This window comes from Micromonospora sp. DT43, from assembly GCF_049841645.1.
Lineage (GTDB): Bacteria > Actinomycetota > Actinomycetes > Mycobacteriales > Micromonosporaceae > Micromonospora.
Genome location: NZ_JBNCKR010000001.1, coordinates 217,632 through 232,726, shown reverse-complemented (window position 1 = coordinate 232,726; position 15,095 = coordinate 217,632). Strand labels below are relative to the sequence as shown.

The following is a 15,095-nucleotide window of genomic DNA, read 5'->3' as shown; positions in this document are numbered from 1 at the left end:
CGTCAGCCGATCCCGTGGCCCGCGCCCGCCGGGACCAGCCCCAGCAGGCGATCGGTCTCCTCGATCGCCGCCCGGTCGGTCGCGGCCCGCCGCGCCCACTGCGCGCGCAACTCGTCGTAGTCGAGCGTCTGCGTCGCCAGCAGCTCGGTCACCGCGGAGGGTCGGGTCGAGCCAGCGGTCCGCCGCGCGGCCAGCCCGGCGTGCACGTCGAACGCCTCGCGCAGCAGCGTCGCCGGATCGGCCAGCCGGTAACCCTCGGCGGCGGTGGTGGCCGCCAGCAGCTCCGGGTCGGTGTCGCGGGGCGCCCGACCGGTCGCCGCCGCGGCCACCACGTACCGGCCGGCGAGCACCTGTGCCCGCCGCCACGGCACGCCCTCGCGCAGGGTCAGCAGGTTGGCGAGCGCGAACCCGCCCAGGAACTCCCGCTCACAGGCGGCGAGCATCCGCTCGGTCCGGAAGCGCAGACCGTCCACCACGGCGGTGAGCAGCCGCAGCAGCGAACGGGTGGCGTCGATCGCGGTGTGCAGGTGGGCGCCGGCCTCCTTGGACACCTCGACGAGGTTGGCGTACGGGGTGTTGCGCTGGCCGAGCAGCGCGTCGGTGTGGAACGCGCCCAGGTGCGCCGAGCGGCCCCGGATCCGTTCCAGGATCGGGAAGTTCTTCTTCTGCGGCATCGCCGAGGAGATGCCGCTCAGCTCGTCGGGCAGATCGAGGAAACCGAGGTCGCTGCCACCCCAGGTGATCAGGTCGGTGACGAACCGGCTGGTCTCCGCGCCGAACAGGGACAGCTCGGCGGTGACCTCCAGCACCCAGCGTCGGGACGCCACGGCGGTCAGCGCGTGCGGCTGGGCCGCCCGGAAGCCGAGTAGTCGCGCCATCCGGTCCCGATCCCACGGGAGGTCCTGACCGGCCATCGCGCCCGCGCCGAGCGGGCAGGCGTCGATCGCGTCGTACGTGCTCAGCAGCCGGCGCAGGGTGTGCAGCACGTGCCCGGAGAACGCGGCCAGGTGGAAGCCCGGCGTGATCACCTGGGCGGCCTGGAAGTGGGTGTAGCCGGGCATCGGGCTTGTGGTGTGCTCACCAGCCCGCCGGTGCAGGCTGGCCCCCAACCCGAGCAGCGCCTGCGCCACCCCGACCACCTGCTGGCGGGCGAACAGCAGTTGGGCGGTGGCCTGGAGGTCGTTGCGGCTGCGGTCGACGTGCCACAGCGGCAGCGGCTCGGCAAGCGCCGCCTCGACGTGCCGCTCCAGGGCGAACGCGAGATCCGACAGGTTGGCCGCCGGATCGGCGGTGAGCGCGGCCGGGCGGGCGCTGTCCAGGCCGACCGCCACGGCCGCCGCCTGGTCGGCGGTGAGCAGCCCCATCCGCTGGTATTCCAGGGCCAGCACCTTCTCCACCGCCACGTACGACGGGAGCAGGTGCTCGACCTCGAAGCGGAACTGCGGCGCCAGCACCTCGTCGTGGAGGAGCCGGCCGGGTGGCTCGTCGATCCGCCCGGTCAGGCCGGACGGCGCGCTGCTGTTCACGATCGGCCTCCCCGTTGCGCCGGCGGCAGAAACATACCCACGCCCGCGGCGACGTGACAACCCCTGTCGATATTCGCCGGCCGGGCGACATACCGCGGCGAAAGCGCATCGATAGCGGGCTCTGGCACCGTGGCTGCCGGCGAGGAGGTGCCGTGACGTCACTGGACGAGATGTTCGCGCGACAGGCCCACCGGACACCGTCGGCGCCGGCCGTGGTGGACGACGGCGGGACGCTTGACTACGCGACGCTGGACCGGCGGGTGGGCGATCTGTCCGCCGCGCTGCGCGAGGCGGGCGTACGGGCCGACCAGCCCGTCGGGCTCATCCTCGACCGGTCGGCGCACATGGTGACCGCCGTGCTGGCGGTGCTGCGGGCCGGCGGCGCGTACGTGCCGATCGAGCCGGAGACACCCGCGGCCCGGCGGGAGGCGATCCTGACCGACGCCGCCGCGACGGTCTGCGTGGTGGGGCCGTCCCTGGCCGGGGAGGTGCGCGCCGCCGGCCGGGTCGCCGTGCTCCCCGACGCCACGCCCACCGGCGGCACTCCGCTCGCTCCGACGCCGCCGCACCCGGACCAGCTCTGCGCGATCTACTACACCTCCGGCTCGACCGGCCGACCCAAGGGCGTCGCCTGCACGCACGGCGGCTGGGCCAACCGGATGCGCTGGATGCAGGAGCGGCACCACCTCCAGCCCGGCGAGACGGTCCTGCAGAAGACCACGCTGACCTTCGACGACGCGGCGGTCGAGCTGCTGTGGCCGCTGCTGGTCGGCGGGCGGGTGGCCATGCTGGCCCCCGGGGCGCACCGCGACCCGCGCGCCATCATCGACGCGGCGATCCGGCACGAGGTCGTGCACCTGCAGTTCGTCCCGAGCATGTTCGACCTGTTCCTGGAGACCCTCACCGACGCCGACGTGGCCGGGCTGACCGGCCTGCGCAGTGTGCTGTGCAGCGGCGAGGCGCTGCGCCCGGAGCTGGTGCGGCGGTTCTTCGCGCGGTTTACCGACGGGGTCTCGCTGGACAACACCTGGGGCGCCACCGAGGTGTCGATCGACTCGACGTACCACATCTGCAGGCCCGCCGACGGCCTCGCCGACGGCGCGAGCGTGCCCATCGGTCAGCCGATGACCGGCAACCGGGTCACCGTGCGCGACGCCCGGCACCACCCGGTCCGCGGCGGCGACGTCGGCGAGCTGTGCATCGGCGGCGTCGGGCTGGCCCGCGGCTACCGGGGCGACCCGCGACGCACCGCGGCGGCGTTCGTGCCCGACCCGGACGGCTTCGGCGCCCGGATGTACCGCACCGGCGACCGCGGCGCGCAGCGTCCCGACGGGACGCTGGCCTTCGTCGACCGGGTCGACCACCAGGTCAAGATCCGCGGTGTACGGATCGAGCTGGGCGAGGTGGAGACCGCGCTGCGTGGCCACCCGCAGGTCGCCGACGCGGTGGTGCTCGCGCTCGGCACCGGCACGAAACACCTCGCCGCCTACCTGGTCCCCCGGCAGGCCGGCCGCTGCTCGGTCGACGACGTGCGCGCCCACCTGCGTACGGTGCTGACCAGCTACGCCGTGCCGACCCACCTGACCGTGCTGGACCGGCTGCCGCTGCACCCCAACGGCAAGGTCGATAGGGCCGCGCTGGCCGCCCTGCCGACGCCCGGGGACGACGGCGCGCTGTTGGCGCCCCGGACGGTCACCGAGGAGACCGTCGCGGAGATCTGGTGCGCGGTGCTCGGCGTCGACCGGGTCGGCGTCGACCAGGACTTCTTCGCCGCCGGCGGGCACTCGCTGCTCGCCGTGCGCGTCCTCAGCCGGTTGCGGCAGGCGTTCGGCCTGGACATCCCGCTGCGGCTGATCTTCGACCATCCGACGATCGCGGCGTCCGCGGCGGAGCTGGAACGGCTCGTGCTTGCGGACCTGGAGGGAGCAGCGCGGTGACTGACGAAACCGACGAGCTGTCGTACAGCGTCGTGGTCAACCACGAGGAGCAGTACTCGATCTGGCCGGCCGAGCGGCCGGTGCCGGCGGGCTGGCGGGCCGAGGGCACCACCGGCAGCCGCGAGGAGTGCCTCGACCACGTCGAGCGGGTCTGGGTGGACATGCGGCCGGTGAGCCTGCGGCGGCACCTGGACGGCGAGCCGGACGACGTGGCCTGACGTGTCGAGCACGGCGGAGCTGCTGGCCCAACGGCTACGCGCGGCACGCGAGGCGAGCCGGGCCGCGCCGTCGCCTACCCTGCCCCGCTGCCCCGACGACGCGCTCGTCACCTCACCGGGACAGGAGTCGGTGTGGTTGGCCGACCGGATCCTCGACGGCGCACCCGACTACAACGTCGCCGAGGTGCTGCGGGTCCGCGGTCCCCTCGACGCCGCCGCGCTGCGGCTCGCGTTCGGCATCGTGCTGGAGCGCCACGAGGTGCTGCGCACCAGCTACCCCGAGGTGGACGGTCGACCCCGGCCGGTGCCGCGTGAGCTGGGCGTGATTCCGGTCGCCGTCGCCACCGTCACGGACCCGTTGGCCCGCGCCCGGGAGCTGGTCCGGCAACCCTTCGACCTGGCCGCGGGGCTGCCGCTGCGCGTCGAGCTGCTGACCGCCGGCGACGCCGAGTGGTACGTGGTGCTCGTGGTCCACCACATCGCGGTGGACGGCTGGTCGATGGCGCTGCTCTGGGCCGAGCTGGCCGCGGCGTACCGGGCCCTGCTGGCGGGCGCCGTGCCGGCCCTGCCGGAGCTGCCCGTGCGGTACGTGGACCACGCGTACCAGCAGCGCGAGCAGCTGCGCGGCGAGCGGCTGACCAGGCAGCTCGACTACTGGCGGCAGCGGCTGGCCGGGTTGTCGCCGTTGGAGCTGCCGACCGACCATCCTCGGCCGCCGGTGTTCAGCGGCCGGGGCGACAGGTACGACTTCGCGGTGCCCGACGCGCTCGCCGACGGGGTGCGGGAGCTGGCCACCCGGCACGGGGTGACGCTGTTCCACGCGCTGCTGGCCGGGTACACGGCCGTGCTGCACCGCTTCGGTGGCCGTACCGACGTCGCCGTCGGCACCCTCTTCGCCGACCGCGAACACCCCGAGCTGGAGTCGGTGGTCGGGTTCTTCGGCACCACTGTGGTGATCCGGTCGCAGGTGCGTCCCCAGCGGCCGTTCGCGGCGCTGCTCAACGACGTACGCGACGCCGTCGTCGACGCCCACGAGCACCGCGACGTGCCGTTCGAACGGCTCGTCGAGGAGCTGCGCCCGACCCGGGACATGTCCCGCAATCCGCTGTTCCAAGCCATGTTCACAGTGCAGGACGAGGAGACCACCCCGTTCGAGCTGCCCGGCTGCGTGGTCGAGCCGGTGCCGGTCGGCACCGGCACGGTGAAGTTCGACATCGAACTGGTGCTGACCCGCCGCGAGGGCCGGCTGACCGGCTTCGTCGAGTACGCCACCGATCTGTTCGAGCCGACCACCGTGGCACGTCTGGTCGACAGCTACCTGTGCCTGCTCGCCGACGCGGTGGCCCACCCCGGCAGCCCGGTCGCCGCGCTGGCGGTGCTGCCACCCGCCGAGCACGCCCGGATCACCGAGGAGTGGAACGACACCCGCGCCGCGTACCCGCACGACCGGCTGCTCGCCGACCTGATCGGCGACCGGGCCCGGCGCTTCCCGGCCGGAGTCGCCGTCCGCTGCGACGGTGTCGACCTGACCTACGGTGAGCTGGAGCGACGCGCCAATCGGCTGGCGCACCTGCTCGTCGACAACGGCGTCGGTCCCGACGTCACGGTGGGCGTCTGCCTGGATCGCACGCCGGAGCTGGTGGTCGCGCTTGTCGCCGTCCTCAAGGCCGGCGGCGCGTACGTGCCTGTCGACCCGGACCACCCCGCCGACCGGGTCCGGCACGTCCTCGCCGACAGCGCGGCGCGGCTGCTGCTGACCACCGGTGCGGTGTGGGACCGGCTCGGCGCCCCGCCCGGCCCGCGGTTGCTGCGCCTCGACCTGGCGGACGACCGGCTCGCCGGGCTGCCGGACACCCCGCCGACGACCGCCACCGGGCCGGACGACCTGGCCTACCTGATCTACACGTCCGGCTCCACCGGCCGGCCCAAGGGCGTGATGGTGCCGCACCGGGCGATCGTCAACCTGACTGCGGCGTTCGTGCGGCTCTTCGAGGTCACCGACACCGACGTGGTGGCCGCCGTCGCCTCGCACGCCTTCGACCTGTCCCTGCCGGAGCTGCTCAGCCCGCTCACCGTCGGCGCGACGGTGCTGCTGGCGTCGCGCCGGACGGCCACCGACGGCGTGGCGCTCGCCGCGCTGCTGGCGGGTGGCGGCGTCACAGTCATGCAGACCACGCCGACGATGTGGCGGATGCTCGTCGACGCCGGGTGGACCGGCGGGGACCTACGGGCCGGCGCGTCCGGCGAGACGGTGCCGAGCACGCTGGCCGCCGCGCTGCTCGGCCGGGTGCCCCGGTTCTGGTGCCTGTACGGGCCGACCGAGACGACTGTCTGGTGCACGGCGTACGAGGTGCACGCCGTCCAACCGGACCGGCCGATGCCTATCGGCCGACCACTGCCCAACAACACGGTGTACGTGCTGGATCCGGCGCTGCGGCCGGTCCCGGTCGGGGTGCTCGGCGAGGTGTACGTCGGCGGGGTGGGGGTCGGTCGCGGGTACGCCGGGCAGCCCCGGTTGACCGCCGAGCGTTACCTGCCGGACCCGTTCGGCTCCGGCGGCCGGCTCTACCGCAGCGGCGACCTGGCCCGGCTGCGCCCGGACGGGACCATCGAGTTCGTCGGCCGGGCGGACACGCAGGTGAAGGTGCGCGGCAACCGGATCGAGCTGGGCGAGGTGGAGGCGGCTCTGGCCGCGCACCCGGCGGTGGCCGGCGCGGCGGTGACCACGTGGGGCGAGGACGCCGACCGGCAGCTCGTCGGGTACGTGGTGTGGCGCGACGCGCCCCTGGACGTGGCGACGCTGCGGGCGCACCTGCGCGGCACCCTGCCCGACGCGTTCGTGCCCGGCATCGTGGTCGAGCTGCCGGAGCTGCCGCTCAGCCCCAACCGCAAGGTGGACCGGTCCGCGCTGCCCCCACCTGACGTACGCCCGGCCGGGCTCGGGCACGTCGCGCCGCGGACCGACCTGGAACGCCTGGTGGTGGACACCTGGACGGCGGTGCTCGGCCGCGACCGGATCGGCGTGCGGGACGACTTCTTCCAGCTGGGCGGGCACTCGCTGCGCGCGTTGCAGGTGGCTGGCCGGCTGCGCGCGGCGACCGGCGTGGACGTGTCCCTGCGGACCCTGTTCACCCACCCCACGCCGGCCGAGCTGGCCGCCACGCTCAGCGTCCGACCAGCCGACACCGCCACCAGCACCGCCCGGTCGGAAGGGGCCGCCGACGACACCGGCCGGGGGGCCGCCGGCCACGTCGACAGGGCCGCCGCCGGCCGTCCGCCGCTGACCGCCCGGCCGGTCGGGGCGGCCGCTCCGCTGTCGTACGCGCAGCGCCGGCTGTGGTTCCTCGACCGCCTCCACCCGGACGACGGCAGCTACCTGGTTCCCAGTGTGCTGCGCCTGCGCGGGCCGCTGTCGACGTCGGCGCTGGCCGGGGCGCTGCGCACGGTGCTGGCCCGGCACGACGCGCTTGGCGCTCGGTTCGTCGCCGACGGCGTCGCCGACCGGCAGATCCCCGGCCCGCCGTGCGAGGTGGTGCGCACCGACCTGCCCGACGCCGAGGACGCCGCGGTGCTCCGGCTCGCCGCCACGGACGCGGCTCGACCGTTCGACCTGGCGAGCGGCCCGCAGGCCCGGGCCCGGGTCGTCCGGGTCGCCGACGACGACCACACGGTGGTGCTCGTGCTGCATCACGCGGCCGTGGACGGCTGGTCGCTGCGGGTGCTGTGGCGGGAGGTCGGCACCGCGTACGCGGCACTCGCCGCCGGCCGGGTGCCGGAGCTGCCGGCGCTGCCGCTGACGTACGCCGACTACGCCTACTGGCAGCAGCGGCGCGGCCCGGCGGCGTTCGCCGACCAGCTCGACCACTGGCGGGCCCGGCTCGCCGACCTGCCGCACTGCTCGCCGCCCACCGACCGGCCCCGGCCGGCGACCTGGTCGGGGCGGGGTGACCGGGTGGACTTCACGGTGCCCGCCGAGACCGCGCGGGCGGTACGGGAGCTGGCCCGGCACTCCGGCGCGACGACCTTCATGGCCCTGCTCGCCGCCTTCCAGGTGGTGCTCGCCCGCTTCACCGGCCAGGACGACGTGGTGGTGGGCACGCCGGTGGCCGGCCGGGACGACGCCGAGCTGGAGCCGGTGGTCGGCTGTTTCGTCAACACGCTTGTGCTGCGCGGCGACGTCGGCGGCGACCCGACCTTCGCCGGGCTGCTGGATCGGGTGCGGCGGGCTGCCGCCGTCGACTTCTCGCACCGGGACGTGCCGTTCGAGCGGCTGGTCGAGGAGCTGCGGGTCGCCCGGGACCCGTCGCGTAACCCGCTGTTCCAGGTGGGCTTCCGCCCGGAGGAGAGCGACAGCGCGGCGCTGCGGCTGCCCGGCGTCGGCGTGGACGCGGTGGACCTCGGCCCGGGTGGGGCCAAGTATGACCTGAACGTGTCGGTCGTGGAGCTCCCGGACGGGCTGCGCGGCAGCGTGGAGTACGCCACCGACCTGTACGACGCGGCGACCGTCGAGGCGTTCGCCGCCGCGTACGTGCGAACGGTCCAGGCGGTGGTGGCCGCGCCGCGGCGGCGGCTGTCCGAGCTGGGCCCGACGGCCGCCGAGCGGCGGCTGCTGGCGCAGTGGGGCGGCGACGCCGGGCCGATGCCGGAGCAGCAGTCGCTGCCGGAGTTGGTGGCCCGGCAGGCGGCCCGCACACCGGACGCGGTGGCGGTGTGCCTCGCCACGCCCGTCGACGACCCACCGGCACCGAGCGCCGGCCCGCACGAGCGGACCACGACCGCGCCGACCGCGCCGACCGCGCCGACCGCACTGACCTACGCCGAGCTGGACGGGCGGGCCAACCGGCTGGCCCGCTGGCTGCGTCGGCGCGGCGTCGGCCGGGACACCGTGGTCGGCGTGGCGCTGCCCCGATCGACGGACCTCGTGGTGGCGCTGCTCGCGGTGCTGCGCTCGGGCGGGGCGTACGTCGCGATGGACCCGGCCGCGCCGCCCGGCCGGCTCACCCACCTCGTCGCGGACAGCGCTCCCCTGCTGATCCTGACCTGTCGCCACGCGCTCGCCCGGCGCGGGCCGGCCGCCGCCACCGAGGGCGTGCCGACGTACTGCCTGGAAGAGGAGTGGCCGGCCGTGCTCGCCGAGCCGTCCACCGACCCCGGGCACGTGCCGCACCCCGACGACCGGGCCGCGATCTACTACACCTCCGGGTCGACCGGAGCGCCGAAGGGCGTACCGACGCCGCACCGGGGCATCGCCAACTTCCTGGCGTACCTGAGCGGGCCGATCGGGTTGACCGACCGGGACGTGGTGCTGCAACTGGCGGCGATCTCCTTCGACGCGTCCATCCGGGACATCTTCGGCCCGCTGGTGGTCGGCGGACGGGTGGTGCTGCCGCCCGATGGTGCGACGCGCGATCCGTACGCCCTGCTCGCCACGATCGAGCGGCACCGGGTGACGGCGTTGCTGACGCTTGTGCCGCCGATGCTTACCGCGCTGGCCACCGCAGCCGGCGCTCGACCGGAGGCGGCCGGGTCGGTGCGACTCGGCCTGGTCAGCGGCGAGGCGCTGGGCGCGCAGCACGTCCGTGCCGCCCGGCAGCTCTCCCCCACCATCGCGCTCGTCAACCAGTACGGGCCGACCGAGGCCACGATGACCTCGACGTACCACGAGGTGGGTGCCGAGGTGGGCGCGGTGCCGATCGGGCGGCCCATCCCGCACGTACGCTGCCACGTCCTCGGCCCGCGCGGCGAGCTGCTGCCGCCGGGCGCCCTGGGCGAGCTGTACCTCGGTTCGCCGGGGTTGGCCCGGGGTTACCAGCGGGCGCCCGGGCTGACCGCGCAGCGGTTCGTGCCGGACCCGTTCGGGCCGCCCGGCGCCCGGCTGTTCCGCACCGGCGACCTGGTCCGGTGGCGCGCGGACGGGCGGCTGATCTTCCACGGCCGCAGGGACCAGCAGGTGAAGATCCGCGGCGTCCGGGTGGAGCTGGGTGAGGTGGAGGCCGCCCTGGCCGCCTGCCCGGGGGTCCGCGCCGCCGCTGCGGCGGTGCACGACGGCGAGCTGGCCGGCTACGTGGTCGTCGACGGTGCCGTCGACCTGGGCGGGCTGCGCGACCGGCTCGCCGACACGCTGCCCGAGCAGTCGGTGCCGGCGCGGCTCCAGGCGCTTGACGCGCTGCCGCTGACCCCGCACGGCAAGCTGGACCGGGCCCGGCTGCCGGTCCCCTCCCCGGCGCTCCGCGTCGACGCGCTGCCCCCGCGCGACATCCTGGAGCTGGCCCTGGTGCGGATCTGGGAACGGGTCCTCGGCCACGGCCCGATCGGCGTACGCGACGACTTCTTCGCCGTCGGCGGTCACTCGCTGCGGGCGGTGGACCTCGTCGAGGCGATCCGCGGCGAGCTGGACGTCGCGGTGCCGCTCAGCGTGGTCTTCACCCACCCCACAGTGGAACGGCTCGCCGCCGTGCTGGGCACCGGAGCGGCCGCCACCGACCGGTTGCTCGTGCCGCTGGCCGACGGGCCCGCCGCGCGGCCGCCGCTGTTCCTCGTCCACCCGCAGGGCGGCGACGTGGCCTGCTACGCGCAGCTCGCCCGGGAGCTGGCCGGGGTCTGCCCGGTGCGGGGCGTCGAGGCGGTCGGCTACAACACCGACGACCCGCCGCTGACGGCCATCGAGGAGATGGCCCAGCGGTACGTCGACGAGATCCGCGCGGCGGCACCGGGCGGGCCGTACCGGCTGGCCGGCTGGTCCTTCGGCGGCAACGTGGCCTTCGAGATGGCGGCCCGGTTGGAGGCGGCCGGCGAGACCGTCGACTTCCTCGGCGTCCTCGACGCGCGCGCGTTCGGCCGGGAAGAGCTGGAGCCCTGGTTCACCGGGCGCAGCGAGCTGGAACGCTACGGGCTGATCGCCGAGCTGGCCCCGGCGCAGGTCGCCGAGCTGGCCGCCGCCGAGGAGCAGGAGGCGCTTGCCATCCTGCTCCGCGACGCGCAGCGGCGGGGCCGGGTGCCGCGCGGCGCGGACACCGCGACGCTGCGCCGGATGGTGGCGGTGTTCACCGCGAACGGCCGGGCCGCCGACAGGTACGCGCCACGCGCGCCGATCCGCGCCCCGATCCACCTGTTCAGGGCCACCGAGCGGCATCCCACGCTCACCAACCCGCCGGTGAACCCGGCGAGCTGGCGGGCCCGCACCCGAGGCCCGGTGTACGTGGTGCCGGTGCCGGGCAACCACCACGACCTGGTGTACGCGCCGCACGCGACAGTGCTGGCGGCCCGGATCTCCGACGCGTTGCGGGAGCGGGGTTGGACATCCGCCGACTAGGCGTCGTGGGTGGGGTGGGTCCGCTGGCCGTCGCCCACTTCTACCAGCGCCTCATCCAGCTCACCCCGGCTGTGGAGGACGACGAGCACCTGGAGGTGGTGCTCGTCGCCGAGCGGGTGCCCAGCCGCATCGCGTACCTGCGGGGGGTCGGGCCCAGTCCGGTGCCGGCGCTGCTGCGGGCGGCCAAGCACCTGGAGGCCGCCGGTGTGGACGCGCTTGTCATCCCGTCGGCGACCACGCACGCCTTCCGCGACGACGTGGCCCGGGCGGTGGGCGTACCGGTGCTGGATCTGCTGGCCGAGGTGGGCGCGGTGCTGGCCGGGCGGGGCTTTCGCCGCCCGGTCTTCCTGGCCACCGCCCCGACCGCCCGGCTGCGGCTGTACGAGCCGCACCTGCGAGCCGGGACCCGGCCGCTGTACCCGAGCGCGGCGGCGCAGCGCCGGGTGGACGCGCTCATCGACGGCGTGAAACGGGGTGAGCCGGTCGAGACGCTGCGCGCCGGCCTGGCCGAGCTGATCGCGGCCGGGCCGTGGCCGATCGGGGCCGACTGCGTGGTGCTGGCGTGCACGGAGCTGCCGGTGATCGCCCCGCGCGGCGACGTGGGGCCGCTGCCGCTTGTCGACGTGACAGAGGTGCTCGCCGACGCGGTGCTGGCCCGCCGCCCGCTGCCGGCGCGGCGCTGACCGGAGCGCACGGGGTGGGTGCCGCCGATGCCTGCCGCGTCCGGTCGACTAGCGTCCCAGCGGTCAACATCACCTCGGAAGGCAGTGTGCCGTGCGAAAGCTGACGTACTACATCGCCACCAGCGTGGACGGTTTCATCGCCGGACCGGACGGCGAGTTCGACTTCTTCGCGTTCGAGGGGGACCTGGCGGCTGCCATCCTGGCCGAGTATCCGGAGACCCTGCCGACCCACGCGCGCGAGCCGCTGGGGATCGCCTCGGCGCCGAACGGCACGTTCGACACGGTCCTGATGGGCCGCGCCACGTACGAGCCGGCTCTGGCCCTCGGCGTCACCAGCCCGTACGCCCACCTGCGGCAGTACGTCTTCTCCCGGACGCTCGAACAGCGCGACCCGGCTGTCGAGATCGTGACCGGCGATCCGGCGGAGTTCGTCCGGGACCTCAAGCGCCAGGACGGGTTGGGCATCTGGCTCTGCGGCGGCGCGACGCTCGCCGGCCACCTGATCGGCGAGATCGACGAGTTAGTAGTCAAGCGCTACCCGGTCGTCCTCGGCACCGGCATTCCGCTGTTCCGGTCGCCCTTCGCCGTGACCGGTTTCGCGCTGCGCGACACCCGGGCGTTCAGTACCGGCGCGACCATCTCCACCTATGCCAAGCGCTGAAAGAGGACCCATGCTGTTCCGCGCCACCACCGACGCCGACCTCGACCGGGTCACCGGCTTCCCGGTCGACGACCCGGTCAGCACAATCGACGCCGACCGCTACCTCGACGAGCTGCGCCAGGGCATGTACCGGCCGGAGTGGACCTGGATCGCCGAGCACGACCAGCGGGTGGTGGGCCGCGCCCTGTGGTGGGGGCAGGCGTCCAGCACGCATCCCGTCGCCCTCGACTGCCTGCACGTCGACGCGACGGTCGCCGACCGGGCGGATGTCGCGGCCGGCCTGCTCAGCGCCGGGCTGCGGGCCTTCACGCAGCAGGGTGCGCCGAAGCCTCCGCTGTACAACCTGACGCTGCCCAACGGCTGGCGCGACGACGAGTCGGTCGCGGCGGCGGTGGCCTGGCGGCGGGACGCGGCTCGGGCGGCCGGGCTGACCGACGAGGTGGAACGGTTGCGGCTGGAGTGGACGCCGGAGATCGGCGTGCCCGCCGCGAGCGGCCGGCTCGTCTTCTCCGAGGGATCCGACGAGGAGTTCCTCGACGTCTTCCGCCGGATCGCGGTGGGCAGCCTGGACCTGGAGACCCGCCGCACCCTGGCGATCAAGGGTCCGGAGGTGACCGCCCGTGAGGAGATGGACTTCTACCTGGACTGCCCCGGCGAGCGGTCGTGGTGGCGACTGGCGTACACGACCGACGGGACGCTCGCCGGGCTGGCGATCCCCTCGGCGACGCCGTACAACCGCAACGTCGGTTACCTGGGCGTCGTGCCCGAGCTGCGGGGGCGTGGCCACATCCACGACGTGCTCGCCGAGATCACCCGGATACACGCGGAGCAGGGCGCCGAGCTGATCACGGCCACCACCGACACGACGAACGCGCCGATGGCCGCGGCGTTCGCGCGGGCGGGTTACCGGACCGCGCAGATCCGGCTGCTCTACTCGGCGCCGGTCTCCTGAGACGGGCGTCGTCAGGCCGATTCGGCGTGGATGGTCGGCTCGTCGCCGGCGAGCCGCTCCGCCGCGTAGAGCCGGATCAGGCCGGACAACCGGTACCGGGTCGGGTCGACGCCGACGTCGACGAGTTGCGCGTCGACAAGCTCCTCCAGGGCGTCCTCGACGATCTCGTCGCGGACGCCCGGTAGCAGGCCGGCGAGCGGGAGCGGCAGGTCCGCCTCCGGCAGCGCGCCCAACGACCGGAACAGCAGCCGCGCTGCCGGGGAGAGCGCCGCGTAGCTGGTGGCGAGCCGGGCCCGCACGTCGAGCCCGCCGAAGGTCAGCTCGTCGAGGCGACGGGCCTCGTCGCGCAGCCGGTCGGCGAGGTGCGCGACAGTCCAGTGTGGCCGAGCGGCGAGCCGGGCGGCAGCGATCCGCAGCGCCAGCGGGAGCCCGTCGCAGAGCCGGGCCAGCGCCGTCGCCCCGGTCGGGTCGGCAGCCAGCCGGGGCGGGCCCAGCGCGGTGGCGAGCAGCCGCACCGAGTCCGCGACGTCGAGTGGGCCGAGGTGCACCCCTCGGGCGCCGGTGAGGCCGGTGAGCCGCCGCCGGCTGGTGACGAGCACACCGGCGCCCGTGGCGCCGGGCAGCAACGGCAGCACCTGCCGCTCGTGTGTCACGTCGTCGAGCACGACGAGCACACGCCGGCCGGCGATCCGGTCCCGGTACAGCTCGGCGCGCTCGTCGAGGCCGGCCGGGACGGCGTCGCCGGACAGGCCGAGCGCGCGAAGGAACCGCTCCAGGGCCGCTCCCGGCGCCACCGGCCGGCCGTCGGGGTCGAGGAGGTTCAGGTACAGCTGACCGTCCGGGTACGCCGGCGCGAGCGCGTGCGCGGCACGGACCGCGAGTGTCGACTTGCCCACGCCCACCGGGCCGGAGATCGCCACCAGCGGCACCGCGCCGTCGCCGATGGTCAGCGCCTCCCGCAGCATGGCAAGCGGCCGATCCCGCCCGGAGAGCTCGGCCGGGTCGGCGGGGAGCAGCCGGGGCACCGGCGGCGACACCTGTACGTCGTCGGCCGGCTCGTCGGTCCGCGCGTTGGTGAGGATGGCGCGCTCCAGGCGGCGCAGCTCACCACCCGGCTCCAACCCCAGCTCGTCGAGGAAGACGCGACGGGCCGACCGGTACGCGGCCAGCGCCTCGGCCGGGCGTCCCGCGCCGGAGAGGGCCCGCATGTGCTGCGCGTGCAGCCGTTCCCGCAGCGGATGGGTGGCGACCAGCTCGCGCAGCTCACCGACGACGTGCTGGTGCCGGCCGCGGTGCAGCTCGACGTCGAGCCAGTCCTCGGTGACGGCGAGCCGGCGCTCGTCGAGGCGGGTCGCGGCGGCCCGCAGCGCCGGGCTCTCCACCCCGGCCAGGGCGGTCCCCCGCCACAGGGCGAGGGCAGCGCTCAGTGCTTCCGCCGCGTCGTCGAGCCGCGACTCGGCGAGGGCCTGCTGCCCGGCCAGGACCAGCCGGTCGAAATAGTGCAGGTCGAGGTCGCCGTCGGCCACCTCGATCAGGTAGCCGGGTGGGCGGGTGACGATGCGGTCCGGCAGGCCGAGCCGGGTGAGCGTCTTGCGCAGCGCCGACACGCAGATCTGCACCTGACCGCGGGCGGTGGTCGGCGGGGCGTCGTCCCACAGCGCGTCGGCGAGCTGCGCGGTGGACACCACGCAGTTCGCGTCGAGCAGCAGGGTGCTGAGGACCACCCGCTGGCGTGCCGCGGTGACCGTCAGCGTGTGCCCGGCGCCGGAGATCTCGAGGGGTCCGAGGATCCGGAAGCGCACGGGG

Annotated in this window: 8 protein-coding genes; 6 read left to right on the top strand and 2 right to left on the bottom strand. The window is 75.0% G+C overall.

Annotated features, from left to right (window positions below; genetic code table 11):
• Positions 1-2 precede the first annotated feature (2 nt).
• Positions 3-1,526, bottom strand: a complete 1,524-nt coding sequence (locus ACLQ26_RS01100; protein WP_425742676.1) for an argininosuccinate lyase — start codon at positions 1,524-1,526, stop codon at positions 3-5.
• 152 nt (positions 1,527-1,678) lie between these two features.
• Here ACLQ26_RS01100 and ACLQ26_RS01095 point away from each other — a divergent pair, with 152 nt between their 5' ends.
• The 6 genes from ACLQ26_RS01095 to ACLQ26_RS01070 all read left to right on the top strand — a co-directional run bounded on the left by ACLQ26_RS01095 (position 1,679) and on the right by ACLQ26_RS01070 (position 13,289).
• Positions 1,679-3,463 carry a non-ribosomal peptide synthetase gene (locus tag ACLQ26_RS01095; RefSeq protein ID WP_425742675.1) on the top strand — a complete coding sequence of 595 codons (1,785 nt, stop codon included), beginning with the start codon at positions 1,679-1,681 and terminating at the stop codon, positions 3,461-3,463.
• The gene (locus ACLQ26_RS01090; protein WP_425742674.1) at positions 3,460-3,681 is read left to right on the top strand and encodes an MbtH family protein; all 222 of its coding nucleotides are present in this window, start codon (positions 3,460-3,462) and stop codon (positions 3,679-3,681) included. Before ACLQ26_RS01095 ends, ACLQ26_RS01090 begins: the two co-directional genes overlap by 4 nt.
• Position 3,682: 1 nt before the next feature.
• Entirely contained in the window at positions 3,683-10,993 is a 7,311-nt protein-coding gene (locus ACLQ26_RS01085) for an amino acid adenylation domain-containing protein (RefSeq protein ID WP_425742673.1), read from the top strand.
• Positions 10,975-11,676 (top strand): aspartate/glutamate racemase family protein, encoded by a 702-nt coding sequence (locus ACLQ26_RS01080; protein ID WP_425742672.1) that lies wholly within the window; start codon positions 10,975-10,977, stop codon positions 11,674-11,676. The genes ACLQ26_RS01085 and ACLQ26_RS01080 overlap by 19 nt, the downstream gene beginning before the upstream one ends.
• 91 nt (positions 11,677-11,767) lie before the next feature.
• Positions 11,768-12,337, top strand: a complete 570-nt coding sequence (locus tag ACLQ26_RS01075) for a dihydrofolate reductase family protein (RefSeq protein ID WP_425742671.1) — start codon at positions 11,768-11,770, stop codon at positions 12,335-12,337.
• 10 nt (positions 12,338-12,347) lie between these two features.
• Positions 12,348-13,289 (top strand): GNAT family N-acetyltransferase, encoded by a 942-nt coding sequence (locus tag ACLQ26_RS01070; protein WP_425742670.1) that lies wholly within the window; start codon positions 12,348-12,350, stop codon positions 13,287-13,289.
• An 11-nt stretch (positions 13,290-13,300) separates the two neighbouring features.
• Here ACLQ26_RS01070 and ACLQ26_RS01065 read toward each other — a convergent pair whose 3' ends face one another.
• Positions 13,301-15,091 (bottom strand): BTAD domain-containing putative transcriptional regulator, encoded by a 1,791-nt coding sequence (locus ACLQ26_RS01065; RefSeq protein ID WP_425742669.1) that lies wholly within the window; start codon positions 15,089-15,091, stop codon positions 13,301-13,303.
• Between the last annotated feature and the right edge of the window lie 4 nt (positions 15,092-15,095).